Source organism: Cupriavidus sp. KK10, assembly GCF_018223725.1.
GTDB lineage: Bacteria > Pseudomonadota > Gammaproteobacteria > Burkholderiales > Burkholderiaceae > Cupriavidus > Cupriavidus necator.
Genome location: NZ_CP073678.1, coordinates 1,120,713 through 1,144,921, shown reverse-complemented (window position 1 = coordinate 1,144,921; position 24,209 = coordinate 1,120,713). Strand labels below are relative to the sequence as shown.

General features: G+C 61.7%; 25 protein-coding genes and 2 pseudogenes. 14 read left to right on the top strand and 13 right to left on the bottom strand.

Going from position 1 to position 24,209, the window contains the following annotated elements; translation table 11 throughout:
- Positions 1 to 492: 492 nt before the first annotated feature.
- Both KB879_RS36700 and KB879_RS36695 read right to left on the bottom strand, forming a co-directional pair.
- The gene (locus tag KB879_RS36700) at positions 493 to 1,188 is read right to left on the bottom strand and encodes a nucleotidyl transferase AbiEii/AbiGii toxin family protein (RefSeq protein ID WP_211982792.1); all 696 of its coding nucleotides are present in this window, start codon (positions 1,186 to 1,188) and stop codon (positions 493 to 495) included.
- A complete protein-coding gene (locus tag KB879_RS36695; protein WP_211982790.1) occupies positions 1,185 to 1,688 on the bottom strand; it encodes a helix-turn-helix transcriptional regulator in 504 nt (167 codons plus the stop codon). The genes KB879_RS36700 and KB879_RS36695 overlap by 4 nt, the downstream gene beginning before the upstream one ends.
- A gap of 486 nt (positions 1,689 to 2,174) precedes the next feature.
- Between KB879_RS36695 and KB879_RS36690 the strand changes: the two genes are divergently transcribed.
- Together KB879_RS36690 and KB879_RS36685 are read left to right on the top strand one after the other, a co-directional pair.
- A complete protein-coding gene (locus tag KB879_RS36690; RefSeq protein WP_211982788.1) occupies positions 2,175 to 3,686 on the top strand; it encodes a DUF234 domain-containing protein in 1,512 nt (503 codons plus the stop codon).
- 620 nt (positions 3,687 to 4,306) lie between these two features.
- A complete protein-coding gene (locus tag KB879_RS36685; protein ID WP_249221395.1) occupies positions 4,307 to 4,630 on the top strand; it encodes a DUF6884 domain-containing protein in 324 nt (107 codons plus the stop codon).
- A gap of 282 nt (positions 4,631 to 4,912) precedes the next feature.
- On the opposite strand, the gene KB879_RS36680 is transcribed toward KB879_RS36685, so the two are convergent.
- From KB879_RS36680 to KB879_RS36670, 3 genes and pseudogenes are all read right to left on the bottom strand, one after another.
- A complete protein-coding gene (locus KB879_RS36680; protein WP_211982786.1) occupies positions 4,913 to 5,932 on the bottom strand; it encodes an IS110 family transposase in 1,020 nt (339 codons plus the stop codon).
- Positions 5,933 to 6,177: 245 nt separating this feature from the next.
- Positions 6,178 to 6,390 (bottom strand): annotated as a pseudogene (locus KB879_RS36675) (zinc ribbon domain-containing protein); the annotation flags it as partial.
- A complete protein-coding gene (locus tag KB879_RS36670) occupies positions 6,387 to 7,472 on the bottom strand; it encodes an IS630 family transposase (protein WP_013958932.1) in 1,086 nt (361 codons plus the stop codon). The gene KB879_RS36670 and the pseudogene KB879_RS36675, both read right to left, overlap by 4 nt.
- 235 nt (positions 7,473 to 7,707) lie before the next feature.
- Between KB879_RS36670 and KB879_RS36665 the strand changes: the two genes are divergently transcribed.
- From KB879_RS36665 to KB879_RS36650, 5 genes are all read left to right on the top strand, one after another.
- Positions 7,708 to 8,127, top strand: a complete 420-nt coding sequence (locus tag KB879_RS36665; RefSeq protein ID WP_249221394.1) for a hypothetical protein — start codon at positions 7,708 to 7,710, stop codon at positions 8,125 to 8,127.
- The gene (locus tag KB879_RS36660; protein WP_211982784.1) at positions 8,120 to 8,452 is read left to right on the top strand and encodes a hypothetical protein; all 333 of its coding nucleotides are present in this window, start codon (positions 8,120 to 8,122) and stop codon (positions 8,450 to 8,452) included. The genes KB879_RS36665 and KB879_RS36660 overlap by 8 nt, the downstream gene beginning before the upstream one ends.
- Before the next feature lie 90 nt (positions 8,453 to 8,542).
- A complete protein-coding gene (locus KB879_RS39890) occupies positions 8,543 to 8,965 on the top strand; it encodes a hypothetical protein (protein WP_249221393.1) in 423 nt (140 codons plus the stop codon).
- 137 nt (positions 8,966 to 9,102) lie between these two features.
- Positions 9,103 to 9,477 carry a hypothetical protein gene (locus tag KB879_RS39885; protein ID WP_249221392.1) on the top strand — a complete coding sequence of 125 codons (375 nt, stop codon included), beginning with the start codon at positions 9,103 to 9,105 and terminating at the stop codon, positions 9,475 to 9,477.
- Between the two features lie 280 nt (positions 9,478 to 9,757).
- Positions 9,758 to 10,207: an HU family DNA-binding protein gene (locus tag KB879_RS36650; RefSeq protein ID WP_153956326.1), complete on the top strand. Its 450-nt coding sequence runs from the start codon at positions 9,758 to 9,760 to the stop codon at positions 10,205 to 10,207.
- Positions 10,208 to 10,326: 119 nt separating this feature from the next.
- On the opposite strand, the gene KB879_RS36645 is transcribed toward KB879_RS36650, so the two are convergent.
- The 6 genes from KB879_RS36645 to KB879_RS36620 form a co-directional block, all read right to left on the bottom strand.
- Positions 10,327 to 10,527, bottom strand: coding sequence for a cell division protein ZapA (locus KB879_RS36645; protein WP_211982782.1), 201 nt, complete (start codon positions 10,525 to 10,527; stop codon positions 10,327 to 10,329).
- Positions 10,528 to 10,538: 11 nt separating this feature from the next.
- On the bottom strand, positions 10,539 to 10,814 hold the full coding sequence (locus tag KB879_RS36640; protein WP_211982780.1) for a hypothetical protein: 276 nt from the start codon (positions 10,812 to 10,814) through the stop codon (positions 10,539 to 10,541).
- Between the two features lie 70 nt (positions 10,815 to 10,884).
- On the bottom strand, positions 10,885 to 13,209 hold the full coding sequence (locus KB879_RS36635; RefSeq protein WP_211982778.1) for an SMC family ATPase: 2,325 nt from the start codon (positions 13,207 to 13,209) through the stop codon (positions 10,885 to 10,887).
- A complete protein-coding gene (locus KB879_RS36630; RefSeq protein ID WP_211982776.1) occupies positions 13,197 to 13,715 on the bottom strand; it encodes a hypothetical protein in 519 nt (172 codons plus the stop codon). The genes KB879_RS36635 and KB879_RS36630 overlap by 13 nt, the downstream gene beginning before the upstream one ends.
- A gap of 158 nt (positions 13,716 to 13,873) precedes the next feature.
- A complete protein-coding gene (locus tag KB879_RS36625) occupies positions 13,874 to 15,295 on the bottom strand; it encodes a metallophosphatase family protein (RefSeq protein WP_211982773.1) in 1,422 nt (473 codons plus the stop codon).
- Between the two features lie 149 nt (positions 15,296 to 15,444).
- Positions 15,445 to 16,731: a hypothetical protein gene (locus tag KB879_RS36620; RefSeq protein WP_211982771.1), complete on the bottom strand. Its 1,287-nt coding sequence runs from the start codon at positions 16,729 to 16,731 to the stop codon at positions 15,445 to 15,447.
- 905 nt (positions 16,732 to 17,636) lie between these two features.
- Here KB879_RS36620 and KB879_RS36610 point away from each other — a divergent pair.
- Together KB879_RS36610 and KB879_RS36605 are read left to right on the top strand one after the other, a co-directional pair.
- Positions 17,637 to 18,248: a hypothetical protein gene (locus KB879_RS36610; protein ID WP_211982769.1), complete on the top strand. Its 612-nt coding sequence runs from the start codon at positions 17,637 to 17,639 to the stop codon at positions 18,246 to 18,248.
- A gap of 34 nt (positions 18,249 to 18,282) precedes the next feature.
- A complete protein-coding gene (locus tag KB879_RS36605) occupies positions 18,283 to 18,603 on the top strand; it encodes a hypothetical protein (RefSeq protein ID WP_211982767.1) in 321 nt (106 codons plus the stop codon).
- Here KB879_RS36605 and tnpA read toward each other — a convergent pair.
- Complete coding sequence (tnpA, locus tag KB879_RS36600) at positions 18,600 to 19,028, bottom strand: IS200/IS605 family transposase (RefSeq protein WP_211982765.1); 429 nt, start codon at positions 19,026 to 19,028, stop codon at positions 18,600 to 18,602. The two genes, KB879_RS36605 and tnpA, sit on opposite strands and share 4 nt — an antisense overlap.
- Before the next feature lie 45 nt (positions 19,029 to 19,073).
- On the opposite strand from tnpA, the pseudogene KB879_RS36595 reads away from it, so the two are divergent.
- From KB879_RS36595 to KB879_RS36585, 3 genes and pseudogenes are all read left to right on the top strand, one after another.
- Positions 19,074 to 20,166, top strand: a pseudogene (locus KB879_RS36595) (RNA-guided endonuclease InsQ/TnpB family protein).
- A gap of 390 nt (positions 20,167 to 20,556) precedes the next feature.
- Positions 20,557 to 20,964 (top strand): polymer-forming cytoskeletal protein, encoded by a 408-nt coding sequence (locus KB879_RS36590; protein ID WP_211982763.1) that lies wholly within the window; start codon positions 20,557 to 20,559, stop codon positions 20,962 to 20,964.
- Between the two features lie 862 nt (positions 20,965 to 21,826).
- Positions 21,827 to 22,783, top strand: a complete 957-nt coding sequence (locus KB879_RS36585) for a LysR family transcriptional regulator (RefSeq protein WP_211982761.1) — start codon at positions 21,827 to 21,829, stop codon at positions 22,781 to 22,783.
- Between the two features lie 45 nt (positions 22,784 to 22,828).
- Here KB879_RS36585 and KB879_RS36580 read toward each other — a convergent pair whose 3' ends face one another.
- A complete protein-coding gene (locus tag KB879_RS36580; protein ID WP_211982759.1) occupies positions 22,829 to 23,083 on the bottom strand; it encodes a hypothetical protein in 255 nt (84 codons plus the stop codon).
- 385 nt (positions 23,084 to 23,468) lie between these two features.
- Here KB879_RS36580 and KB879_RS36575 point away from each other — a divergent pair, with 385 nt between their 5' ends.
- Positions 23,469 to 23,741: a type II toxin-antitoxin system Phd/YefM family antitoxin gene (locus tag KB879_RS36575; RefSeq protein WP_211984510.1), complete on the top strand. Its 273-nt coding sequence runs from the start codon at positions 23,469 to 23,471 to the stop codon at positions 23,739 to 23,741.
- On the top strand, positions 23,741 to 24,154 hold the full coding sequence (locus KB879_RS36570) for a putative toxin-antitoxin system toxin component, PIN family (protein ID WP_211982757.1): 414 nt from the start codon (positions 23,741 to 23,743) through the stop codon (positions 24,152 to 24,154). Before KB879_RS36575 ends, KB879_RS36570 begins: the two co-directional genes overlap by 1 nt.
- Positions 24,155 to 24,209: the final 55 nt, after the last annotated feature.

Genomic DNA, 24,209 nt, shown 5'->3' with positions numbered 1-24,209 from the left:
AAGTCACCGGACAACCGGACATTTCAACTTTGCTGGCGCCCGGACATTTCAGCTTTGCCTGGACAAACGGTGTAGGGGAGGCTTACAGCTGTTGCGTTCTGAAGCCTGCTTGCGCCGGTAACACAAGGCTTTTCGGCCGATCCCATCGGCGTGCTGTTGCGCACGCGCGGAGATACTTTCTGTTGCGCAGAGCGCCGCGCAAAGATCAGGAATGCCGGCAGTCTGCCTGGCGCGCGGTCTCCAAGCGGGCTGTCTCCGATGTGCGGGCCTGGCGTCGAATACGATCGAGCATGCGCTCGCATTCCGCTCCAGCATCGAAATTCACTGGGACCGCACTTGGCGGCGAGTCAGCCGAATTCGCGTCGGCTGACTCCAGCCAACGATAGAACTGGCGTGACAGGATGGCCACCATCACGAAGAGGACGATGGCTATCGCTAGCTGAAAGGCCGACCGGCACCGAGAAGTCATGTGAAATGAATCGATGCTGACGCCTACCGGCGCTCTCTTTCCCGCGCCGCCAGCGGCGCGTCGTCGGTTTCCCGCAGCGAATCTAGAAAATCTCCCACCATCGCGACACAGTCGTCGAAGCTCCGGTCGAAGCTGATGCGCTGTATTCTGGCAAACTGCTCGCGCATGATCGGCGGGCCGGCTTGGACCTGTCTGACGAATGCGGCGGCGTGCCGAAGCAGAAACGGCGCAGCGTGCACCAGCGCCGTTGGCTCCCGTTCGACCACGACGCAGAGGTCGAAGAGATCCCGAGCCGTGGCCCGGTCCCCGCGGTGGTAAAGCTTCTTGGCAACGATCTCGGCTGCGGTTTCCACCTTGACCGGCCGCCCCATGATCTCCCAGATCTCGAATGGCTCGTCGGTCAGGTTGGGCGAGGCCACTACGTCGACTTCGCCTGCGTCGAGCACCAGCTTCACGAAATTCCCCTGCTCGACATAATCGCTCGAGATGTTCTCCGCAGCCTCGCTCAAGCGCGGCGTCACGAACCCGAGATATTGGGGATCCGGCACAAATAAATCGATGTCACGAGAGAAGCGATGGCGGTACCGTAGCATCAGGACGGTGCCGCCGCCGAAAGTCCAGAATGGCTCGATGCCGCCGTGCTTCCTGATCTCCTCCATTAACGTGAAAGCATGAGGAAAGAGGCTTTCCCAAACATCGCCTCGGAGCTCGACCTTCATGCCCACAGGCCTCCGCGTGTGGCCATCAACGACTGCGCAAGCCGCCTGACGTTCTTCCAGATGTCGGCAGGATTCCGATGCTGTTTCGCCGCCACCTCGGCGACGACCTTGGTGACGAGCTGCAGCGGCGCCTCATCCAGGACTTGGGCTATTTGTGGGCGATACGCCGATGGCACCTCGCCAGTGGCTAGGGCGCGCTCGAGCTCGTCTGGGGTGAGCTCCCCGGTGTAGCTGACGTTGGCGCCCTTTGCTGCCATCCACAACGCGCGCGCCGGTGCGCCGCTGCCCAGACGGCTGGCCTCGGGGTCCTTCACGTCCAGAGACAGGCCAAGCACGTCCATCAGGCGCCCAAGCGTCTGGAGCGTGGCATTGACGGTGCCATGTTCGATACCGTTGAGCGACTGGCGCGACAATTCCGCCATGTCGGCCAGTTGCTGTTGGGTAAGGCCCAGAGCGACCCGTTTGCGTTGAATGGCATTACCGAGGAGCGATGGATTCACGGTAGTCAGTCCTGGAGATTCGTGTCAAGTATAGACGACAGTATTGACCCAAGGTTCCATCGAGACTCAATGTAACGTAATCTGCACACTGGTTGGTGAAGGGAGTCCAGCAAATTTTGGATTTCCGATCCGAAAAAGCTCGTACTCCGGCCAATTCGCTTTCATTAGCCAGCCTGCCGCGACGGCGAACAGCACGATCGCCCAATGCTAAAGTGCTTTCTCAGACATCGCCTCCCGTGATGGAGTTCAGTCTGGGCCCCGGAAGTTCGCCGCCTCCCCACCCGGCCTTCGTACGAGGCTGGCGGCTGGAGAGGAGAAGCAGCACCCTCGTCAATAAGATACTTTTTTGTAACTTAAGTTAAATCTCGTCAAGGCCTACCGCCTTGAGGAAAGAGCGTTAGCTTTTCCGCCTCAGGCCTTGTCCCCCCTAGCCTTGTGGGCCAAGATCAATTAAGATACATTAATGTAACTAAAGCCATCGAGAACATGGCCTCCTGGGAATTCTACGGACGGATGGGAACGCTGGAGACGCTGGATCGGATCGTTCATGGTCCGAACTGGTTCTTCTGCCGCATCCAAGGCCGACGACGCATTGGCAAGACAACCCTCCTGCGTGAGCTATCCAAGAGCGAACCGTCGCTAATAGCCCGGATGGTCTACATGCAGATACCAGACTCAGACGAGCGAGATGTGGCGGCTGGGTTCCGTCGGGCGCTGGAAGACTGCGAATCCGAGATCGCAAATGCACTGGCCCCGCAAGTCACTGACTTCGCCTCGATGGCTGGCGTGATTGGCGATCTATGCCGCCGCGGCCTAATCGTCGTGTTGGACGAATTCCAATATTTCACGGCAACGAGGCTCTACGCCTTCAACTCATTCCTGCAGGCGCAAGTGGACCAGCTGCGCGATACGCAAGGGGGCGGGCTGTTTGTCCTTGGCTCCCTGCAGTCGGAAATGAGCGCGCTCCTCGACGACAAGGGTGCGCCACTCTTTGGGCGGCTCACAGCGACTATCGATCTGCAGCACTGGGATTTCGAGGACCTGATCGAGGTGTACCGCGCCCACGATATCCGCGATCCGCACCATTGGCTCACGCTCTGGGGCTTCTTTGAGGGCGTTCCCAAGTTCTACCGGGACGCGTATGACCAAGGCCTGTTTCAGGTGGATTCCCGGTTTCAGGAAGCCTTGCTCGAGCGGATGTTCCTTCGCGAAGGCAGCCCTCTGGCGGAAGAAGCAGACACATCCTTCCTCCGTGAGGTGAAGGGCAGACTGCTCTCAGTCCTAAATTTCCTCGCGGAACATCCGGGCTCGAGCCACGGGCAACTGGTCGGCACACTGCTGCGGGATGAAGACGAAGCGTCGTTGAAGGTCACAGTCAAGCGCTTGGTCGAGAATTACCCTATGGTCGACAAACGCCACCCGGTGTTTTCGGAGAGCAAGAGCCGCAACGCCCGCTATTACATCACCGACAACTTTCTGCAGGCGTGGCTGTCGGTCGTGAAGCCGGCGCGGGACGCATCCCGCATGCGCCTGCTTTCGAAGGCGATCGATCTGACGCTCCCTCGGCTGCACGGGCACGAGGGATACGCGTTCGAGAAGCTGATTCGTCAGTTGCACGTAGAATGTTCGCGAAAGGGCGTGGGCGACTTCTCGCTGACCTCCATCGAACTGGGTTACTGGAATCGGCCGCGAGACGAACAGAACGCGATCGAGATCGACATCGTCGCACTTGACGAGGACGCCCGGCATATCCGCTTCGGCTCGTGCAAACGCAGTGCGAGCAAGCACATCCGGTCCTCGCTTTCCGAATTTGAGCGACACATCGAGCGATTCATGTCGACAAAGGAGGGGCGCCGGGTGAATGGGTGGACGTTGACCAAGGCGCTGTTCTCGCCTGTTTTTTCAGACGAAGAGGCTCGGGCGCTGACGGCCGCTGGCTACCAGTGCCTGGACTTGCCAGCGTACGTCAGGATGCTAACGTCTTCTCGGTCAGTGTGATGCACTGGCCGGCGGAAGCTTCGGCACCCTTCTCCGGGCCGATCCTCTTGATGCATGGCAGGAGCGCCGCGCCACGCTGCCCATCGCCTGCGTCCTCCTCTTCTTGTTGCAAACCAACGGCCAGCCGATCACCTCAAACCCTGGGTGGGACCGTGCGCGCTGGGTTGGGAGCGATCGACATCAGCGCTGCCGACATGAGTCCACATGTCGTTCCCAAGCCATCTCACCGGCTTTGACCGCAGCCCGCGGCTCGGATGCGTTCGCCCAGTTACTGAATGGTATGGAGGCGTCGTATCAAGGAAGCGGTCATGGCATTGGAGCTGGTTCCGTGCAGCCGGCTTAATGATTGTTTAGTGATCGTGGCCGGCCTGGATGGCCTCCCGTGGCCCAAAATGGCTGCCCATTGGAGCAGCCACGTCCTACTGCGAGCGTTTAACCCACAGACACCACCGCAGTTGAGGACGTCCCGTCTTCGAACCGTACCGTCACTTGAACATACTTACGCCCGTCCACCTCTTTGGTGAACAGGAACGGTCGGCACATCCCTTTCCTCGGCCCGGCGGCGCTGCACCGAGATCTACCTGCCTTGACTTTGGTAGCGGAGCAGTAGAGTGAAACGCATGCAACGCGACACCATGCCAATGCTCTCCACTACGCAACTCTCCCTGTTTCCCACCGCGCCAGCGCTCTGCAACGATGACGCCGGCCCAGCTCTGCTTTTGATGGCTTGCTCCGGTTCGAAGCTCGATCAGAATGCATCTTCCATCGATCTCTATCGGGGCGTCATGTACCAATCGTACCGGGCACACCTGCGCAGCGATGCGGCGCCCCACGCCCTGATCCTGTCCGCCCGTCACGGCTTTCTGCAACCCGACACAGAGATTGATCCCTACGACCTGCGCATGACGCGGCAACGCGCCAACCAGATGGTGGCGGATTTTTGACATCCTTATATGAACACCGCCCGGATGCCAAGGTAAATTGAAGGGCTTTGGCTTGTAGGTATGGGTTGCTGTCTTATATCCGACCTTGTTGCAGGAACGTGCCTGCGGGCCTTGATGGAATCAGCCGGGAACGTCCCCATCTCTCACGACGGGCTGTAAGCCGCTTGGACGTCATCGGGTTTGCGTTCCCGCGGTCCGACCTAGTTTGCCATCACACCTTATCTCCTTACCCTGTGCAACCCTGAAGGTATTCGTTTGTGCCCTGCTGTGGTCGTGCTTTCGCTACGCAGGCCGTGCGCTGACATAGCCGGGTTCATAGACGCGGCGATGGGCAAGCAATGCCCAGGCGGTGCGCGCCATCTTGTTGGCTAGCGCGACGATGGCAACATTGGTCGGGCGCCTGACCAGCAGGGCCTCAGCCCAGCACGGGCGCCGCTTCGAGCGGGTCAGCACGATGCGTGCGCCATGGATCAGCAGTTTGCGCAAATAGGGATCGCCACGTTTGCTGATATGGCCGAGGTGAACCTTGCCGCCGGTGCCACTCTGGGTTGGTACCAGGCCCAGGCTGGCCGCGAAGGCTCTGCCTGAGCGGTAAGCCTGGGGAGATCCCATGGTGGCAACCAGGGCCGTGGCGGTGATCGGGCCAATTCCCGGAATCGCATCCACACATTGGGCGGCAGGCTCGGTTTTTAGCCATGCAGCGATCTCTTGCTCGGCCGCGAGGATTTCAGCGTCCAACTGCCTGAGTCGCTGTAACTGGCGCGACAACAGTCGCCACAAGGGAGCCGGGATGGTTTGCTCGATCTCGCTCAGTCGGGTGACAAACTGCGCCATGGCAGCCTTGCGACCAAGCACGAAGTGCAGGCCGTATTCGCCCAGCAAGCCGCGAATCTGATTCACTTGCCGCGTGCGGCTGTCGACTAGTTCCAAGCGAATTCGGTGCAATCCAAGTAAGGCTTGCTGTGCCTCAGTCTTTACCGGTATCGGTCGCATCCCAGGTTGCTGCGCGGCTGTCCAGATCGCGCGCGCGTCGGCCGCATCGGTCTTGTTGGTCCGCACGAACGGTCGCACGTACTTTGGGTGGAGCAGGATGGCTTCATGGCCCAGGCTGATAATCTTTCTTGCCCACCAGTGCGCGCCGCCACACGCCTTTACGAACTTGCCGGGGGTGCGATTGCTCAGAAAGGAAATCAGTTGGGTCTTGCTGAGGCGCCGGCTGTGCGTCTCGCCCGTCTCTGGGTCGACCCAGTAGAGTTGGAAGATCGACTTTGCAAGATCCAGCCCATATGTCGTAGCATTCATTTGGGCTCTCCTTACCTCAAGTGATGGTTCGGATCTTCACTTTGGCACATCGATGCCGTCGGTCAAAGCGAGAGCCCCTCATCGTGGAACCCCCGCTAGCGTTACTGGCGGGCGGTGTTCATTCCATCTCCCCGTCCTCAGCCTTCGGCTGCCGCCTTACGGCGGAAAGGACGAGGATTCCTACGGCGCTACGTGATGCTCTACGTAGTCACTTCGGTGGGTTCCTGCTTCGTAGAGCGGCTTGACTACGCCGACTCTCCACAGGCTGCAACGCGGTGCCCCCGCGCCAAAATGTTGATCGCGCCGACCACGTCGGCGTGATTCGCATAGCCGCATGCCACACAGGCGAAGCTCGCCTGGCTCTGCCGGTTCTCGGCAGATACATGCCCGCAGCAAGGGCACGTGCGACTGGTGTGTTGTGGCGGCACAGCTATTAGCCAGCCGCCATTCCACGCTAGTGTCCCGAGTCAGAAATTCGTAGACAAAATCGCTTGATGCTGGCGAGGATGTCATCGGCGGACTTTGTCCACACGAAAGGCGTGGGGTTGGCGTTGTTCAGGTCAAGGTATTGGCGGATAGCTTGCTCAAGTTGTCGGGTTGAGCGATGCGTGCCGCGGCGGATGTATTGTTCGGTGATGGTTGCAAACCAGCGCTCCACCTGATTGATCCACGAGGCGGAGGTCGGTGTGAAATGAACATGGAAGCGTGGATGGCGAGCGAACCAAGCCTTGATCGACGCCGTCTTGTGCGTGCCGTAGTTGTCCATGACGAGATGCACATCGAGCTTGGGTGGCACGTTGGCTTCGATCGTGCGTAGAAACTGCAGGAACTCACTGCTGCGATGTCTGCGATGCAATTCACCGATAACTTTTCCTGTGGCGATGTCCAGCGCGGCGAACAACGTTGTCGTGCCATGGCGCATGTAGTCATGCGTGCGTCGCTCGGGGATGCCTGGCGCCATCGGCAAAATCGGCTGCGTGCGGTCCAGCGCCTGAATCTGGCTCTTCTCGTCAACGCACAACACCATGGCCTTGAGCGGTGGGTCGAGGTACAACCCCACGATATCTCGCACCTTCTCCACGAACAATGGGTCGCTGGACAGCTTGAAGGTCTCCTGTCGATGCGGCTGCAGCCCAAAGGCGCGCCAGATACGCGTCACGGTCGACTGCGACAGATCTGCCGCGCGAGCCATGCTGCGCGTGCTCCAGTGAGTAGCCCCGGCTGGCACGGATTCGAGCGTCTTGGCAATAATCGCATCGACCTGTGCGTCAGCGATGGTCCTCGGCGCCCCTGGGCGCGGAGCATCCAGCAGCCCATCCAGGCGATCCGCGACGAATCGCGAGCGCCACTTGGAAACCGTATGCACGTCGACACGCTGCTTTGCGGCAACGGTCTTGTTGTCCAGGCCTTCAGCACTGGCCAGCACGATGCGCGCGCGCAAAGCCAACGCCTGTGCCGTCTTGCGCCGCATCGTCAGCGCCTTGAGCTGCTCGCGTTCAGCCTCACTCAAGATTAGTTCCGCCTTTGGTCTTCCCCTCATCGCTACCTCGCCCCGTGCGTGCCTTCAATGCAGAGTACAACGCGAGCCAAATAATGCAATGAATTTCAGACTCATGACTCTAGCTTGTATTCCAGTTGACGCCCGAACTCGTACCATGGGCGAAAGTTAACACCGCTCAATCCAGTTTACAACCGGATTTGTGGGTAGCCTCAGGCCTAAAGGCCGAGGCTTGCCGAGCACCTGGTCAAAGTACCTACGGCCCGCCGCCCGGCCAATGCGTGTCGGATCAGTGATGCCGGCCGGTGGCGCCGAGTACCGGCGCGTCATGCGCGCCCCGCTAGCGCGCCGATACGGCCCTGCCCTGCCTGTCCTGAAGGAAACCAGCGGCGGCATCGGCATGCAGCGATCGCAGCTCGGCGCCTTTCTTGACCGGCTGAAACCTGCATTCCGCGACCAGATCGGCCAGCATGCCAATGGCACACCGATCTTTCGTGCCTACAGACGGATCAAGGCCGGCACAATCGCCACCCTGCGCTACCGGGCGGCGCCCGCTCTCCCGGCCCGTCAAGCTCGCGTGCTCTCGGTCTTCAATGGGCCGGGCGGCCCCACGGCCGATGTGGCCGCGCGAAAATCTGCCGGCGCTGGGTCAGTGTCGCAAATCTCGAACGTTTCACGGGGGAGCCGGCATGAGTGATTTTGATCGCCAGTTGCATCGGGATGCGGTTGAACTGTGCCAAACCGGGCCAGCTACGCCCGACAAACTCGTCGCGCTGGCCCATGCAGGGCTGAAAGCGTGTGCGAAAGTCGGCAATCTGCAGTTCCCGCCTGAAAAGCGGTATGCGCTGCGGCAGGAAATCATGCGCTACTGCGCCGAGGAATGCCTGCTCGCATGCTGTTTCACGCAGGAGGAGCGCCTGGAGCGGATCGCAGACATGCTGGACGCCACCTACCCGCGCTATGCCTGCACCCGCGCCAGACTCGCCGCGCGCCGCAACCGCTATGGCAGACCGAGATTCTGACCCCCTCCCCTGAGAGCAAAATCCGCCGCGAAGCGGTGGCAAGGGTGCGGGGTGCGGCAAATTCAGTATATAACAGCAGGCATGGCACAAATGGACTCCCTCTGGCTCAGTAATCCAACCCTGGCATACCGGGACTGGCAGGCTCGCGAAGCGGCCGGCGCCGATCGCCGCCCCTTCTCGGCGCGCTCGATCATCCAGCATCAGGCGATGTTCGAGCATTTCCGCCGGCACCTGATGGTCAAGGGCGCAACCATCGCGTCTTTTGGCGCGGCCGATATCGACGCATTCTGGCAAACGCCGGATGGCCGCACATACTCCCAGACCACTCGCACGCGGTATGTAAAGCTGCTGGACCGGCTGTGCCGGCATCTGGTCTTCACCGGCGTACGGCTGGACAACCCCGCTGCCTCCTTTCTCTCCGCTGAGCGCTGGCCAGATCAGGAGCCAGCACCTCTCTTCCTGACCGAAGCCGAGGACGCGCGGCTGCAGGCCCTACCTTCAGTCGATCCCTGATGACTTGGCTGGCTTACGCAGCCGCTCGATTGTCGCCGCGTTCCTCGGTATCGGAATCACCGCGGGAGAAGCCCGCGCAGCGCGCATGGCGGATCTGTGGCCGGACGCGGCCCCGCCCTACCTGATCGTGCGCGCACATGGTCTCCGAGATGCGCGGACGGTGCATCTGGGCAGGTTCGCGGTACCGATACTGCGGGCCTGGTGCGCGCGGCGCGACGCTCTCCATCGACGGCGATTTGCTGTTCACGCTCACCCCGGATGGCCGACCGATTACCGACATGAGCTTCGGCCGCATCGTGGCCACCGCCCTCGCAGAGATCGGGTTAGCCGGCGCTGAGCCAAGTCCGCGCACATTGCGCAATACTTTCTGCCGCCGGCAACTGCTGGCGGGCCATTCTCGAGATAAGGTCAGCCAGATGTTGGGGCTGGCCAGCAATCGAACCTGTGATCGGATCGCCGCGACTTTGGAGTCGGACGATCGCGCCCTCGCGCAGACACCGCGCCAGGGCTAACGAATAGAGAAACATAAAGCGATTCATCGGCACGATCGATCCGCGAGCGGGAGACGGCGAGGGGCGCGTGTGGTGGACGGGCGGGAAGTCGGTGGGTCGCCTCGAGCAGCGGCAAGTCGGATTCGCCGTGCTTCCCGCTCGCTGAGCGGTAGGCTGATCGAGCCGCCTGCTGCAAAATCGCGTCTACCCCCTTGCGTACGCGGCCGATTTTGCTATTCTTCGCCGGTGCGCCACATCCTCAATCGCTGTCAGGCGCGCATAAATCTACCAAGACACGACCATGGCCACGAAAGCAAAACCTGTAGCAAAGACTGCAACGAAGACCGCAGCGAAGAAGGCTGCTCCGGCTAAGAAGGCCGCCACCGCCAAGAAAGCCGCTCCTGCTAAGAAGGCTGCCGCAGCCGCACCGGTTGCCAAGCCGCTGAAGGACACGTTCAACAAGTCGAGCCTCCTCGCCCACCTGGTCGCCCAGACCGAGCTGGACAAGAAGACCGTCCAAACCGTCCTGACCCACCTGGAAAACACCATGGTGAGCGCGATTCACAAGAAGGGCGCCGGCGAGTTCACCTTCCCCGGCCTGTTCAAGGTCTCGGCTATCCAGGTCCCCGCCACGAAGAAGCGCTTCGGCAAGAATCCGTTCACCGGCCAAGAGCAGTGGTTCGCCGCCAAGCCGGCCAGCGTGAAGGTGAAGGTTCGCGCGATGAAGAAGCTGAAGGACGCCGCGATGTAACCGCAATGGTTGCAACGAGCAAAGGAATATAAGCCCCCGAGATCTCGCGATGTCGGGGTTTTTGCATGAACTGGGGCAACGACCCATAGGGCAGCGCCCCATGAGTTAGTTGGAGTGGGCTACACGTCCGCGAGGTAAGCCACGCAGCCGCTCCTGCTTTCGGTTCCGGCAATACGCTGGCCCTCGCGGCAGTCCGCGAAGTTCGACACATTGGCCTCAATCTCATTGGCCAACTGGCGCGGACAACGCGCCGCCGCTGCCGGCCCGCCGGCTCCTTGGAAGGACTGGTCAGCCAGATCGATACCGATGATCAGGTCCATCGCCTCCTCCCCTACGCTGCCGCATACTGCGGCAGCAACTTGCGCAGCGCATTGGGGTTCGTTTCGATATAGGTTCGCGCGCCATCCATATCGACCACCAGATGGTGTGCAAAGCAGGCAGCGTCCCGCGAGATCTCGACCTGCTGGGACGACACGAAGGCAGCCAGCACCTTGGCGCGATCCACATCCGCACCCATCCAGCCAAAGACCCGGATGAACGTGTGCACCTTCTTGCCGCGCCGCAACAGCTTGGCCGCCTGTTCCGATGAAATGAATGTCTTGGTCATAGCGAATAAAAGGAGAAAGGCCCGCCCCTCGCGGGAACAGGCCTTGGTATTGAAGTGAAATATGGGTTGGTTACATAGCGGCAAGCGCTGCGACGTCGATGACGCTATCGGCTTCGTCGACCAGGTCAGGCGTGTGCGAGATAAAGAACTCCCGCTCATACCCACCCTGGCGCAGCACCTCGCGCTTCATGCGCATGAAGGCACGCTTGCGCTCCGGATCCAACGGACCGTCGGCTTCGTCGGTGAACAAGGTCTGGAGCGACTGTCCGGAGTCCTGCGCTCGGTAGAGCGCAATCCCACGGGTCAGGCACTCGTTGATCCAGATCTTCTGCCCGCCAGACATGACGGCGAAGTTTTTGGCACTGTCGCTTTCGGCATCGTGCACCTCGATCTCAAAACCCTCACGCTTGTCGCCGTTGGCCAGTGTTGTCTGTGTCTGAATCGCGATGGTGAATCGGGGGCCATAGCAGGCGAGCAGCAGGTCATTGACGATCCGCGTGAGCGCAGGCCCTGCGTCATCAATGGACAACGCGATGACGCCGTCGTTGCCCAATGCCTTGGCCAGCAGCTTCCACTGCGCGATCTCGTCGGAGAGCCGGTCAGCCTTGCCCTGTACTGCAGGCTGGCCGGCCAGCACCGTCTCGACGCGCTCGTACTCAGTCACCAGGCTGGTTTGCTGCCGGATCAATGCCTCGATCCGGGCATCCAGCGCCACCACCGCCTCTCGGCTTTGGCGGATGCGAAGGTCCAAGGTAGACAGCATGCCGGTCACGTCTTCGGTGGCCAGCCCCGACAGCTCACGCTGCACGGCAGACGACTGGCCGTCCGTTTCGGCGACTTCCCGCGCATGACGCGCACTGGTGGCCGCTTCCTCCTCGGTCAGAGCGACGACATCACGTTCGGCCTGTGCGAGGCCTTCCTGAGCCACGTCAAGCATGGTCTTTCGGGCTGCAAGCGCGGTGAGGCGCTGCAATTCCTGCTGGTCATGCGTCAGCGCCGCCTGCAGAGCCGACAGTGTCGCGCGTTGACTGGGCAACCCTGCCAGCGCCTCGGCCATCGGCTGCATCGCCAGCTGCTTCGCCTGGTAGCTCGCGCGCAGATCCCGCACAGCGATGACCTGCTCCGCCAGCTTGCCTTTGGCCTCGCGCGCTTGCGCGAGCAAGGGGCAGGTGTTGTGCATGGGATCGGCCCGGCAAGGCACCGTGTCGATGACGTCGGCCTGGGCCTTGAGCGAGCCGGCAAACTGCGCCGCTGCCTTTCCGCGGGCTTCCAGCCCCTGCAACTCGGTGGAGAGCGCCGCAAGCTGGGCACGCTGTGCTTCCAACGCAGTCACTGCTTGCTGCAGCGTGACAAACTCACCCTGCCTCTGGCCAACGACCATCTGCAAGGCGTCGCGCTGCTCGGCGGCTGCCAGAATTGCCGGCCCTTCGGCCAGGGTCATCTTGCGACTGGCCACCAGCTGCTCCAGCTCCCGGCGCCGTGTGACGGTACGGGTGACGGCCGCACGCTGATCGGCCTCCAGTTGGCGTCGACGCGTGCCCAGTTCGGTCTCCCGCTGCCTGAGCTCACGCAGACGCGCCTCGGCCGTGGCGCTTGCACTTTGCTTCGCGGCCAGCGTCGCCCGCTCCTGGAGGAGCTTCGCGCCGTTCGCCGTTTCCGCATCGCGATCTCGCCGCGCGGCGGCCAGCGCCTCGTCAGTCAGACCGATTTCCCGGGTCAACTGCCCGGCCCGTTCACGTTGGGCGGACAAGCCAACCAGGTCGCGCTGCAGGGCGTCCAAATGCCGGCCCAGCCCCTTTGCCACCTCGCCGGCCTTGGCCGACAGGTCGCGCAGGTGGTCGATGCCTAGCAACTCTGCCAGCAACTTCTTGATCTCGCTGGCTTGGTAGCTGGCGATCGGGCGGCGGTTCTGCGCCGAAAACACGCTGGTAAAGAACGCCTCAGGGGAGCCGAGCACCGCCTCGATGCAGCGGTTATAGGTATCGGCCTTGCCGTCCGACAGCGTACCGTCGGAAACTTGAACCGGCACCCAATCATCAGCGGCGCCCTTCTCGAACAGGTAGTACTCAGCCTTGCGGCTTTTGCCCGGATTGCGGAATGCAAACGCCGAACGGTACTTCTTGCCGGCGTGCTCCCATTCCAGATCCTTTTCCCCACGGGTGCCAAAGAGGTGATCCCAGTAGGAAAATGCATCCGCGGACATTTTCGAGGCATGGCTCGGCATGATCGGATATGGGTGCAGGTTGTCCATCAGCGTGGTCTTACCCGCGCCGTTAGGGCCAACCAGTGCAATCAGGCCGGGTGGCAGGTGCGTCAGGTCCAGCGTCACCTTGTCACGGCGCATGCCATCGCGCACGCCAAGAAAGCCAGAAAGAGTCAGTTTCAGTGGGCGCATTCGACCACCTCCGCACCAGCCATGGTAGTCAGGTAGTCGGCGGGCAGCTCCATCACATCACCCGAATACATGGGCATGTCCGGTACTGCCAGCCGCGCGTCCTGCTCGGGCAACCCGGTCAGCGCACGCTCCATGGAGCGCACGGCGGCCGCGAACTGCTGGCGGGCCAGCGCGATCACATCTGGCCATGCCGTGCAGCCGCATAGTGCCTTGAGTTCCAGCGCGCTCCACTGGCTGGCGTAGCCATGGGAGAACGACCAGATCAGGTTCTGCATTTCCAGCGACGGCGTCACTTCGTACCAGTACTTGTCGCCGGTGGCATGCACTGCCATGACCAGTAAATGGTTGCGTTGCGCGATCACCGCGCCGCGCCCCGCCCCGAACGGCTGGAACAAGGTGCTGCGGGTAAAGCCGTGCGCATCCGTCAGGCGGGCAGCCAGCTCGGACGCGGGGATGGTGGTTTCAAAGGTATGGGCCCAATCCGGACCAGCAGGGTAAAGCATCATCGTGGCGCACTCCAGGGAAGACGGAGTGCATTCCCGGACGGGAAGCACCCGTCAGGGGTCAAAGGGATGAAACAACCGTCGATGCGTCCTGGGGACGCGGGGTAAAACGATCTTTCGACAGCCCCAGAGGGCTCTCGGAACATGGCTTTCGGCCAGGTTCAAAGGTTAGGCGGCAACTTCCGCAACAAGTCTTCGGGGAGCCAGTCCATCGCCGTGGGCGCTGCACCGGGTTTCAGCATAACGGGTGGCGTTGGTGCCAGCATGACCGCCACAACCGGTTCCACGTGCTTCTGAGGCCCGGCTGCTATCTCAACCGGTGGGAGCTCGCCCAACCTTTCCAGCTCCTGCAGCACCAGGTCCGCGATGGCCTGCGGCTCCGCGTGCTCGAGCATCGACAGACGATCGAGCAATGGATTGGTGTGAACTTGCGTCAACTCGCCCCAGCGCGTGATCTTCTCCGACAGGCTGGCGGCACGGCTGATGCCCTCGGCGCGGCTGCGCACGGCTGGCAACAACCTCCCCTCGAGCTTGACCTCGGCCGCACCGGCAAACAGGGCGGCTATGGCGTCGCGATCGACTATCTGGCGGTGCTCCTCGTCCACGACCCAGCGGATACGCACGAACTTGTCGGCCGCTTCAGCTGCGACGCGAGCGAGCTGCGCCATGTCGGGCGGCCCGTCGAAGTCGATGCACAGCGTCTCGCGTGCCGGCGTCACCACCGGTGTTGTCTCTGCCTGCCCTGGCGCGACGCGCCATTGCAGATAGGTCTTGTCACCGATTTCGCCGTAGTGGAAGCGCCCGATCGAGCCCGGATAGGCGACCAGCCGCCCCTCGCGATCCCATTGCTGGGCGCGGTGGATATGGCCGAGCATGAAGCCGTCGCATTCGGCGTCGAACAGCGCTCCAATGGTGAATTCATGATCGAATCCGGCCATCGGCACGCCGTGCTCCGTCTGGCAACCGTTGACAGTACCGTGTGAGATACCCATCGTGCGGATGCCACGCGCGCGCAGCGAGCGGTTCACGGTCCCCGCGGCGTGCAGATAGGCGGCCAGATGGTCCCCTACCGCAGTCGCCGCATCGGATGTCCCGACGGCGACGGCGAGCATCGCCTTGTTCACCGTCGGCACGCAGGTGAAGACCACGTCCGGCATGCCATCGGCCAGCAGCGCCTCGATCTCCATCGGCGTGAAGAGCGCACCTACCGACGGGGTGAAACCGCCTTCGTGCAGCGCGACCTGGTGGATGCGGTCGGCGATATAGACCGGATACCGGTTGCCTACGAGGCGAAACAGATCCAGCGTGCCGGCCGGCTCGTGCGAGAACGTGCCCTGCAGCATCACCACCGGCATGTGATCGGAGAGCTCACGGATACGCTCGGCCAGCACGCGCAGCGCCGGCGTGTGGGCTTCCAGTCGATGGTCAGTCGAGTCGCCGGAGACGACCCCAACCCGGCTGCCCGCGGCGACCGCATGTTCGACGGCAAAGCCGAAGCAGCGGTCCGCCTCGGCCAGATTCCCGGTCGAGTAATGCAGGTCAGAAAAGTGAGCCAACGGCAGGCTCGCACTGGGATTGAGCATGATGTGATTCTCCAAAAGAAGGGAAATGCGCCGGAACGGCGCGCAAGGGAAAGAGTGGCCTCGCGTGGGCCACAGGTGAAATGGTTATGAGGCAGAAGAGGAGCGACGAGGTGAACGGCACGCGGTGTGCCATTCACCTTGCAGCGCCGTCAGACCGGCAGGGTTGCTTCGCGCACTTGGGCGCGAACCTGCTCACGGAAGGCCAACGGGTTGGCCAGCGCGGTTTGCATCTCGCTGATCATGCTGTCAACATCATTGGGCCGCTTGGTCCAGCCCGGGCCGTATGAGAGGCGGGCGAAGGTCAGCAAATCCACCCGCTCCTGCCCGTTCGACATGCCCAAGCGAGCGGCAAGGTCGGCGAGTTTGCTTTCGCGGTCCTCCGGATCCTCAGAGTGCGCCGTTGGCATAGGAATTGGCGTCGCGTCGGGCTCGTCAATCACCGGCATCGACATTGTCGCGCCAGCATCGGACGAGGCCCCTTCCAGCAGCGAGACCGCCTGGCCAGCGGCTTCCAGTGCCGGGGCCATCTGGTCGGCGCCATCCAGCAGCGCGCCCAGATCGATCTCGGCATCCAGCATCGTGAGCATCTGTTCCTGCCGCATGGGCAGGCCGTCCTCTCCGATGCGCGTGATCTCGACCGCCTTCTTGGATATCCAGAAATGCAGGCCCGCCAGGCGACCACCGCGCGCCAACGCCACCGTCTGCATCGCGGCATAGGCCTTCTGCAACACGTAGATGGAGTTGGTCGGCAGCTCGATCAGGCCGAGGCCCTTGATCTCCGGAATCGCGAAGACGAAATTCGCGCTCAGATTGCACTTGCGCTCCTGATACTGCGGGCAGTGATGCGGATCGCAGACGCCATCGGGAATGGCGTCGTCTTGGCGCAGGATGATGGTGCGGCCGCCAAACAGGCGTTTGGCGCGCTGGGCGCGCTGATCGACTTCCGGCGCCGCGTACATCTTGCAGTACCGCTTGCCGTCGGCGGCGTACTCCGAGAAGTACTGCAGGCCCCGTGCGTTCCACGCCTTCAACTGGTTGGGCAGGTTCGCCATCCAGTCGTCGAAGGCGAAGACAACCGGGAAGCGCCACAGCTTCAGGCCATCGCCGCGATCCTCGCCGTACTTCTGAAGGATATCGTCGACGGTGGCCGGGTTGGTGAAGTCCGAACCACGGCAAGTGAACCAGCCGGTGTTCTTGGGCACCAGCGCGTTGCGCAGCTTGGTCTTGCGCTCGATCTCGTTGCCGATCGCCTCGAAAGACTCGCCGAGGGCGAGCATGGCATCGTGGATCTTGACCGCCTCCGGGTTGGCCTTGGCGGCCTTGGTGAGGACCTTGATACCCGGGCGGATCTTGCCAATGACGGGCGGCCGCGCGGGCCGTTCTTCTATGAGGCTGCGGGGATGCCCGAAGTCGGTGTAGCCAATGGCTCGTTGCATAGTGCACTTCTCCTGCGTTCAAGGACTTGAACGACGGCGACGCGGATGGACGCAGCATGCTCCCGAAGACGCAGGGCTGTGTCGGCCCCGCGCCGGGTCGTTACTTGGGAAAGGAACGCCGCTTGGGCGCGCTCCGCTAGACAGGCCACATGAGCGGCTTCACCCAAACTCAGCACTGGGCTGGCCGACATAGTCGGACCGCCGGCGGGCGAGCATGGCCGCAATCGCGGCACGAATCTCGGAATTCTGGTCGATGGCAGACAGCATGCTCGGCTCCTGTGTCGTGGGTTCCTACAAACAAAAAAGCCCGCTCCGGCAATGCGGAAGCGAGCTTGTTTGCAGGAAAACCCGTTGCCACGCCCCTTCCGGGGGCGTGGCAAACAGGGAGCTGTGCGCCAATGCGCATGCTCTATGAGGACGTAAAGTCGTCCTCGTGCAGCAGGGTCACGCTGCACTTCAACCCATTTAGAACTCGAGGTTCACCGCAGGATCACGGATCAGCCGACGACGGCCGTTCTGCCCAGGAGGGGCCAAGAGAGAGAGAGAGACGCCACATGGTCCCGAGCTCGAACGGTGTCCACAGCGCATGCCGAAGCAGCACTGATGCAGGACGCGTATTACGGATGATGGATGGGGAGCAAACGGCGAAGTTGCTCATCACAATGGAATGTCCACACCGGTAGCCAACCGGTCGGCGCATGCACCAGGGCACGACTTGAGAAATGCAGTGGACTCGCGGTGGAGTCGAATCGATGCGTCGGAGACGCGAGGTGTGATTGGATTATGCATCGACGCCGCAATCCGTATACCCCGGAAAGCTTGCGAATTTCGTATAGCTTTTGCGGTCAGCACCCGGGCGGTCCTGGCTGACAATTTGCGGCGAGAGAGTAAACGCCGAAATGGATATGGCCACGCCCGACAATGATGAAAACGTCCCGGGTCCGGACGAGAACAGCTACAACAACAGCAACGACAACGACGACGCAGCGCGCCGCAAAGCCGCCGGCTTGCGCCCTATTCTGCGCCTTGGCAGCGATGGCCGCCTCGCGAAGATCGTGCCTGAGACGGACTCCCGCGCCGTCGTCATCTACTGTTCCACCTTCGTCCGGGACTTCGTCGCGCGGGACTTTAATTTCTGCGCGGCCAAGTTCACCGTCGCGCGAGGCGGCAAGCTCCGCGCGCTGGATTCCGTGTTTCGCGAAGCGGAAAATGGCTTTGCCAAGGCCCTGGGTTGGCTGGAACACCGGCCCAGCCTGGATCTCCCGCTGGTAACCGACCGACAAGACATTGAGATCAAACACCCCCTCGCAGGTCGACTGGTGCGACTGCTGAACCAGCACGACCGGATATTCACGTCTTCGCTGTTCGCCATGGCGGCGGGCTCGATCTCGTCAACCGATCGAAGCAACGCGATCGAGCATGCTTCGCGCCGCCTATCGCTGATCCACGCGATCTGCATGCCGGACGACGACCAGTTCGCTGAAGACGGCTCCCGACTGAACGCACCCGGCCGATAGGCCGCATTCCATAACGCTCTGAAGGACGACAACTATGGATTTGCTAGAGATCCAGCAGCTGCACGCGCAGTACATCCGCCAGCCCCTGACCATTGATATGCCCGCCAGCGCGGGCATTGGCGTTCCGCTATCTCTATCATCGCCAAGCGAGGCGGCCACGGCTGCGCGCACGCAATGGAACGCGCTCGCAGGCAGAGGCCGCAACCTTCTGCTGGTGTTTGGGGGACTTGGTGTGGCGGCGGCCATCGGCATGTCCGTCGCATCCAGGACGCACCGCGGCGCGACGGCGAATGACCAAGGCACCGGTGCAAGCCCCGGAGTTCAGTCCGGGGTAAGCCGGGAATTTGGGGGTTAGTGAGGGGTCTGCAGCTGCTCAATGTACTGGCGCAGGATATCCAGTGGAGCCCCGCCGCACGACGCCGCGAAGTAGGACGGGGACCAAAGCACGCCCCGCCGCTTGAGCCACGGATGGAAGTCCCCGAACTGCTGCCGCAGCAGTCTGCTCGACACGCCCTTGAGCGATGCGACGAGCGCTGATAGGGCGACCTTCGGCGGGTAGTTCACCAGCAGATGGACGTGGTCGTGCTCGCCGTTGAACTCTACCAACTTGGCCTCGAAGTCCTTGCATACCCTGGCCAGGATGGCCTGCATTGCGTCAAGGTGCTCCTTCTTGAACACGTTGCGCCGATATTTGGTCACGAAGACCAAGTGTACTTGCAGGGCAAAGACGCAGTGCCGTCCGTGCCGTAAATCCGTATCAGTCTTGCGTGGACGCGCCATCTTCTTCTCTTGCCGAATTTGGAAGACCAAGCGTACGATACGGGAATGGAAACCGTAAAGACACTGAAGCTGCGCATCAAGGACAAGCACGCGAAGGCGATGCTTGCGATGGCGCGCGACGTGAACACGGTTTGGAATTTCTGCAATGAAACCCAGTATCGCAGCCTGAAGCGTTACTGCAATCGCCCGAAGGTCTGGCTGTCAGGGTTCGACCTTCAGAAACTCACAGCGGGCTTCAGCAAATGCGAAGGCGTGCGCGTCGATTCCCGAACGGTTCAAGAGACGTGCAAGGAATTCGCGACGCGGCTTAAACAGTTCAAGCGCCAAAAACTCAATTGGCGCGTGAGCAACCGCAAGTCGCCGAAGTATTCGCTCGGATGGGTTCCGTTCAAGGGCGAAGGCATCAAGTACAAGAACGGGCAACTGCATTTCAATGGTCTTCAGATCGGCCTGTGGGACTCGTATGGCCTGTCGAAGTATGAGCTTGGCGCGGGCAGCTTCAACGAGGACTCGCGCGGGCGTTGGTACGTCAACATCGCTGTCAAGGTGGAGGTCGAAGAAAAACGCGTGCCGGATGGCTCGGACGTGATCGGCATCGATCTTGGTCTGAAGACCTTGGCGACGTACAGCGACGGTGAGAAATTCGAGCCTAAGCGCTTCTATCGCGAGTCTGAGCAAGCGCTCGGCATCGCTCAACGAGCGAACAAGAAGCGCCGCGTGAAGGCAATCCACGCCAAGATCGCAAACCAGCGCAAGGACGCCATCCATAAGGAAACATCGGCGCTGGTCAAAAGACATGCAGGAATCTTCGTAGGCAACGTGAACGCGAAAGTGCTGGCAAAAACGAGTATGGCGAAGTCCGTACACGACGCCGCATGGACCACGTTCCGGACACAACTCAAGTACAAGGCCATCAGGCAATGTGTGGTGTTCGCAGAGGTCAACGAAGCGTTTTCAACCCAAACGTGCTCGTGCTGCGGAGTCATATCCGCGAGCAGTCCGAAAGGTAGGGCCGGCCTTGGAATAAGGCAGTGGACGTGCTGTTCGTGCGGGTCGGCACGACCGCGACACGAACGCGGCCCGGAACATTGCCCGCCTGGGACTTCAGGCGCTCGCTGGAGGAATCTCCGGGGTTTAGCCCGGAGAGGAAGTCAACAACAGGACGCCTCGGTGGCCACCGCCGGTCAGATGGCTGCGGCCACGCCGGCATCGGCCGCGACGCCGGAAGCGGCCATCCCAATCACGCAGTCACCGGCCCCATCCAGTGCACCGACTGCCAACCTGACTGCGGATTCCCTGGCTCTGGCCACTCCACGGTTTGCCGAGCGGCCGGATGAGCCACGCTCGGTTCAGCCGCAACCGGCCTCCGCGTCGTCGGGCACAGCGCAACCGCCCGCTCGCCGCCCGGCGGCCGTGACGACGCCACCAGTCAGTGTCAAGACGACACCCAGCGCGCCGGACCGAAGCCCCGCGCAGAAGCCAGCCGCCCTGCACGCTGGCGACATCAAGCTTTTCTGAAAGGAGTTACATGGACCAGCCGATCTCAATCAGCGTGCTCAACTATGGCATCTGCATCCATGGGGACGTCGTCGCGGACCACGGCATTTCCTGCGGCGGATTAATCGAAGGAAATATGACCGTGACCCGCGGGCTCCTACATGTGGCCGCCGGCGCCGTCGTGCGCGGACGGGCTGAAGGCGAGCATGTGCTCGTCGAAGGCACCGTGGAGGGCGGAGTCGCCGCCCGTGAATCGCTCGTGATCAATGGGCGGGTGAAGGGCGACATTGTCTACGCGGGGTCGATCCGCCTGGGCCTGAACGCGGTGCTGGAGGGTAAGGTCACCCGTGCCGCTCTGCCGGAGCCAGCAGCACTGTCGTCCGAGCCGAGTGTCCCCACCTCGCCCGCCCAGCCTGAAGACAGACTGGAGACTGCCTGACGGGACCTCGCCGGCTGCGTGTCAGTCCAACCGGTTGGACGGCCATTCCGGGAAACACGGCAGAAAAGTGTTGGCTTTTCCCGGCAAGTCCCATTGCCGGGGACCGCCTTGTATCCTGATCGGATCCCTTGGCTCCGATGATTTACCAACCGGACCGACGCTCATGCGAGTCTTCCGGAGCCCAGATCTGTCGCACTCCCTCCTCTGACAGGCCTATCGGGACGATCCTCCGCAAGTCTGCCTGGCTGAGTAGTCCAATCGGGCAGATCCAGGGCCCACGTTTCCTTTTTCGCGAAGCCATGGCTATGAACAACTGGCGTTCATGGATCAGACACTCAAATGCGCGGGCTCCGCGAGGCCGATGGCTGATTTCGTAACGCCAACTATGTGTCAGCGTAAAGCGAAGGTCTTCGCTCTCGAACACCAGGGAGCGCGGCATCGGGTTAGGTACGCCCCAACCGGACAGCTGCTCCAACCACGCGTCATACGAAAGCGCGGTCTGACGAGCCTTGAAGGCCTGACACCACTGCTCGTATAGCGCCGCCGCGCGATAACGCGATATTGCCCCCCACTTCTGTATCTCATTGCTAACTACTAACTCCTGATTTCCTGAATTCATAGACGAGCGGGACTGCGGTGCATCGAGGGGGCGGTACGTATGGAAGCGCATGTCGCAGATCGCAAGGATCGGCGATCCGCCTGTGACAAAGCGCGGCGAATGGTAGCCAAGCACGGAGCCCGCAGCTAGGTTGGGCCGGTAGATGGTGTGAACCTATGGTTGACAGCTCCGGAGGGCACCGACATGATTCCGCCCCTCGCATTGTCACAAAGCACGGCGCGTTGGGCGCCGCGCGAAAGACGCATGACTGTCGAATTGAAATTGCATCATCTGGAATGCCTCATTGCCGTCGTGGACCATGGCGGCGTGCGCAAGGCGGCCATTGCGCTGGAGCGCTCCGCAACTGCGGTCAGCAAGTCCTTGCGTGAACTGGAACTGCAGGTAGGCGTGACGCTGACCGAGCGTCATGCGCGAGGCATCGTGCCGACAGAGGCCGGAGCGAAACTACTGGTGCACGCGAGGCTGGTGCTGGGGCAATTGCACTGCGCCGGAGAAGAAATGATGCATCTGGGCCGCAACACCGGCGGCACGGTGCACATGGCTGTCACCCCCTGGTTGCTTCAGAGCGTAATGCCCGCAGCGATTCGCGAATATCGGGTGCTGCGGCCCGACGTCAAGCTATTCATTAGTGAGCACCTTGGCGACGAGTATGCCGATATCCATAGCGGAGACCTGCACCTCGCGCTGGGCCCGCCGCCAGACAAGTCACAGCAAGGTGCGCTCGATACGCGGAAAATGTTTAGCTATGAATACGCCGTGGTGGCGCGTTTCGGGCATCCGGCGGCCAACACGCGTCGCCTTGCGGAACTGAAAGCGTACGACTGGGTGGTGAGTCGATCGGTGGAGCAGTTTTCGCCGGTTTTGCGCGATTTCATCAGCTCGACCCGGCGTGGCAAGGTTGAGCGCTTTCACGTAGCACGTTCCTTACAGGCCGCCCTGGCCATCGTGCGGGCCACCGACATGTTGACAATCGTGCCATGGCCACTCATTGAGACACCCGACATGCGAGACCGCTTCACCGCTCTCCATCTGGATGAACATTTGGGCGATAGCGCTACCTGCCTGGTGACGCGACGCTTCGAACCGATGCCGGGCGCGGTGCTCGGGTTCCTCGATTGCCTGATGAGAACCACGCGCGAACAAATCAGCTCCTCGGACGCCGGCATTCGGCGGATTTTCAACATGGTTGATGCCCATTGACTCTCGATTTCGCGGGTCCTGCTTTCGGACAGCAGCAAATCGGGCTTAAAGCGCATGAATGCAATCAGCGCCAGCGGTTGGTTCATAGCTACCGCCCAGCGCGTCCGGTCCTCGCAGCCCTACGAGCGGGTCGAGGATATTGAAGACGCCGGAGTTGTCGACACGTCGGTTGGTCGCTGCAACCAAGGTGACATGCGGCGGCAATGCATGCTCGGCGATCCGGCGCGCCAGCAGCAGCTGCATCGGGCGGATGGCCTGCGCAGCCTCGACCTGATCCATGTCGTCGATAAACCAGACCATCGGCCGACGAGCGTTAAGGGCGCTCCAGATCGCCGAAGGGCAGTACGCGGGCGTACGCACCTTCCGTCGACTCGAAAGGCATCCTTTCGAGTCGGTGGGGATGCGAGATGAGCGCTCACGACCGGCATCTTCGGCGGCCTGGGCGACTATCTCGCTCTAAGCTGGAGTGATTAGATGATTCGCGAGACCAGCCCAGGGACTGCTGGCTGCCTGTCCCTCCCGCGCTCGCAAAGACAGCCCTGATCAGGGACCGCGGCCTCGTACAGCGTGGCGAGTTGCGCACGCGAGACCGACGTTCGCTGCCAGCGGAAGATCGTTGTCAGTGGACGCCATGCTTAGACTCCATTATAATGACCATATCAATCGATATGATCGTGGGGGCATGATGATTACGGAAGTCAGTGCCGTGAACTTTCGGCAAAACCTAGGCGAAATGCTCAACCAGGTGCAGTATCGCCACGACAGCATCGTCATCAACAAGGATGGAAAGCCAGTCGCAGCCCTAGTCGATGCTGAACTGTTCGCCCGCATCCGGCGTATGCAGGAGCGTTTCGACGCCCTGAACAATCGCATCAGCGAAGCCTATGCCGGCGTGCCGGCCGAGGAAGGCCTAGCGGAGATCGATGCCGCGGTGACGGCGGTGCGGAAACAGCGCTGATGCCTGGATTGCGCGTCGTGCTCGATACCAATGTCCTCGTATCCGGTCTGGCCTATCGGGGCAGTGTGCCGGGACGCATCGTCGCCGCTTGGCGGCAAGGCGGTCTGGACGTGGTGCTATCACGTTACATCCTGGATGAGATGATCCGGGTGCTACCACGCTTGCCCAGAGTCCAGATGACCGCGACGGAAATACGCGACCTGGCCGACAGCCTCATGTTCCTGGCTGAGATAGTCGAGCCGAGCGGCGCGCCAGACGAGGCGCTGCGCGACCCTGCCGATCAGCCTATATTGTTGACGCTGCTGGCGGCAAAGGCCCAATACCTGATCACGGGCGACAAGGACCTGTTGGCGCTGGCGGATCGCTATCCCATTGTGACGCCCACGGATTTCTGGGCACGCCATGGGATTTGATTAATTGCACGGCAATACGCGTCTTGATTGCTTATGAGCAGCGTCCGGAGAAAAG

What these genes read in the sequence shown, in the direction of transcription:
- KB879_RS36700 (WP_211982792.1), bottom strand. Translation starts at nt 1,188, where the DNA reads ATGAAGGTCGAGCTCCGAGGCGATGTTTGGGAAAGCCTCTTTCCTCAT.
- KB879_RS36625 (WP_211982773.1), bottom strand. Translation starts at nt 15,295, where the DNA reads ATGCTCAATCCCAGTGCGAGCCTGCCGTTGGCTCACTTTTCTGACCTG.
- KB879_RS36680 (WP_211982786.1), bottom strand. Translation starts at nt 5,932, where the DNA reads ATGAATGCTACGACATATGGGCTGGATCTTGCAAAGTCGATCTTCCAA.
- KB879_RS36635 (WP_211982778.1), bottom strand. Translation starts at nt 13,209, where the DNA reads ATGCGCCCACTGAAACTGACTCTTTCTGGCTTTCTTGGCGTGCGCGAT.
- KB879_RS36660 (WP_211982784.1), top strand. Translation starts at nt 8,120, where the DNA reads ATGAGTGATTTTGATCGCCAGTTGCATCGGGATGCGGTTGAACTGTGC.
- KB879_RS39890 (WP_249221393.1), top strand. Translation starts at nt 8,543, where the DNA reads ATGGACTCCCTCTGGCTCAGTAATCCAACCCTGGCATACCGGGACTGG.
- KB879_RS36580 (WP_211982759.1), bottom strand. Translation starts at nt 23,083, where the DNA reads ATGGTCTGGTTTATCGACGACATGGATCAGGTCGAGGCTGCGCAGGCC.
- KB879_RS36665 (WP_249221394.1), top strand. Translation starts at nt 7,708, where the DNA reads ATGCGTGTCGGATCAGTGATGCCGGCCGGTGGCGCCGAGTACCGGCGC.
- KB879_RS36585 (WP_211982761.1), top strand. Translation starts at nt 21,827, where the DNA reads ATGACTGTCGAATTGAAATTGCATCATCTGGAATGCCTCATTGCCGTC.
- KB879_RS36645 (WP_211982782.1), bottom strand. Translation starts at nt 10,527, where the DNA reads ATGGACCTGATCATCGGTATCGATCTGGCTGACCAGTCCTTCCAAGGA.
- KB879_RS36570 (WP_211982757.1), top strand. Translation starts at nt 23,741, where the DNA reads ATGCCTGGATTGCGCGTCGTGCTCGATACCAATGTCCTCGTATCCGGT.
- KB879_RS36575 (WP_211984510.1), top strand. Translation starts at nt 23,469, where the DNA reads ATGATTACGGAAGTCAGTGCCGTGAACTTTCGGCAAAACCTAGGCGAA.
- KB879_RS36610 (WP_211982769.1), top strand. Translation starts at nt 17,637, where the DNA reads ATGGCCACGCCCGACAATGATGAAAACGTCCCGGGTCCGGACGAGAAC.
- KB879_RS36640 (WP_211982780.1), bottom strand. Translation starts at nt 10,814, where the DNA reads ATGACCAAGACATTCATTTCATCGGAACAGGCGGCCAAGCTGTTGCGG.
- KB879_RS36685 (WP_249221395.1), top strand. Translation starts at nt 4,307, where the DNA reads ATGCAACGCGACACCATGCCAATGCTCTCCACTACGCAACTCTCCCTG.
- KB879_RS36690 (WP_211982788.1), top strand. Translation starts at nt 2,175, where the DNA reads ATGGCCTCCTGGGAATTCTACGGACGGATGGGAACGCTGGAGACGCTG.
- KB879_RS36590 (WP_211982763.1), top strand. Translation starts at nt 20,557, where the DNA reads ATGGACCAGCCGATCTCAATCAGCGTGCTCAACTATGGCATCTGCATC.
- KB879_RS36630 (WP_211982776.1), bottom strand. Translation starts at nt 13,715, where the DNA reads ATGATGCTTTACCCTGCTGGTCCGGATTGGGCCCATACCTTTGAAACC.
- KB879_RS36620 (WP_211982771.1), bottom strand. Translation starts at nt 16,731, where the DNA reads ATGCAACGAGCCATTGGCTACACCGACTTCGGGCATCCCCGCAGCCTC.
- KB879_RS36650 (WP_153956326.1), top strand. Translation starts at nt 9,758, where the DNA reads ATGGCCACGAAAGCAAAACCTGTAGCAAAGACTGCAACGAAGACCGCA.
- KB879_RS39885 (WP_249221392.1), top strand. Translation starts at nt 9,103, where the DNA reads ATGGTCTCCGAGATGCGCGGACGGTGCATCTGGGCAGGTTCGCGGTAC.
- tnpA (WP_211982765.1), bottom strand. Translation starts at nt 19,028, where the DNA reads ATGGCGCGTCCACGCAAGACTGATACGGATTTACGGCACGGACGGCAC.
- KB879_RS36670 (WP_013958932.1), bottom strand. Translation starts at nt 7,472, where the DNA reads ATGAGGGGAAGACCAAAGGCGGAACTAATCTTGAGTGAGGCTGAACGC.
- KB879_RS36605 (WP_211982767.1), top strand. Translation starts at nt 18,283, where the DNA reads ATGGATTTGCTAGAGATCCAGCAGCTGCACGCGCAGTACATCCGCCAG.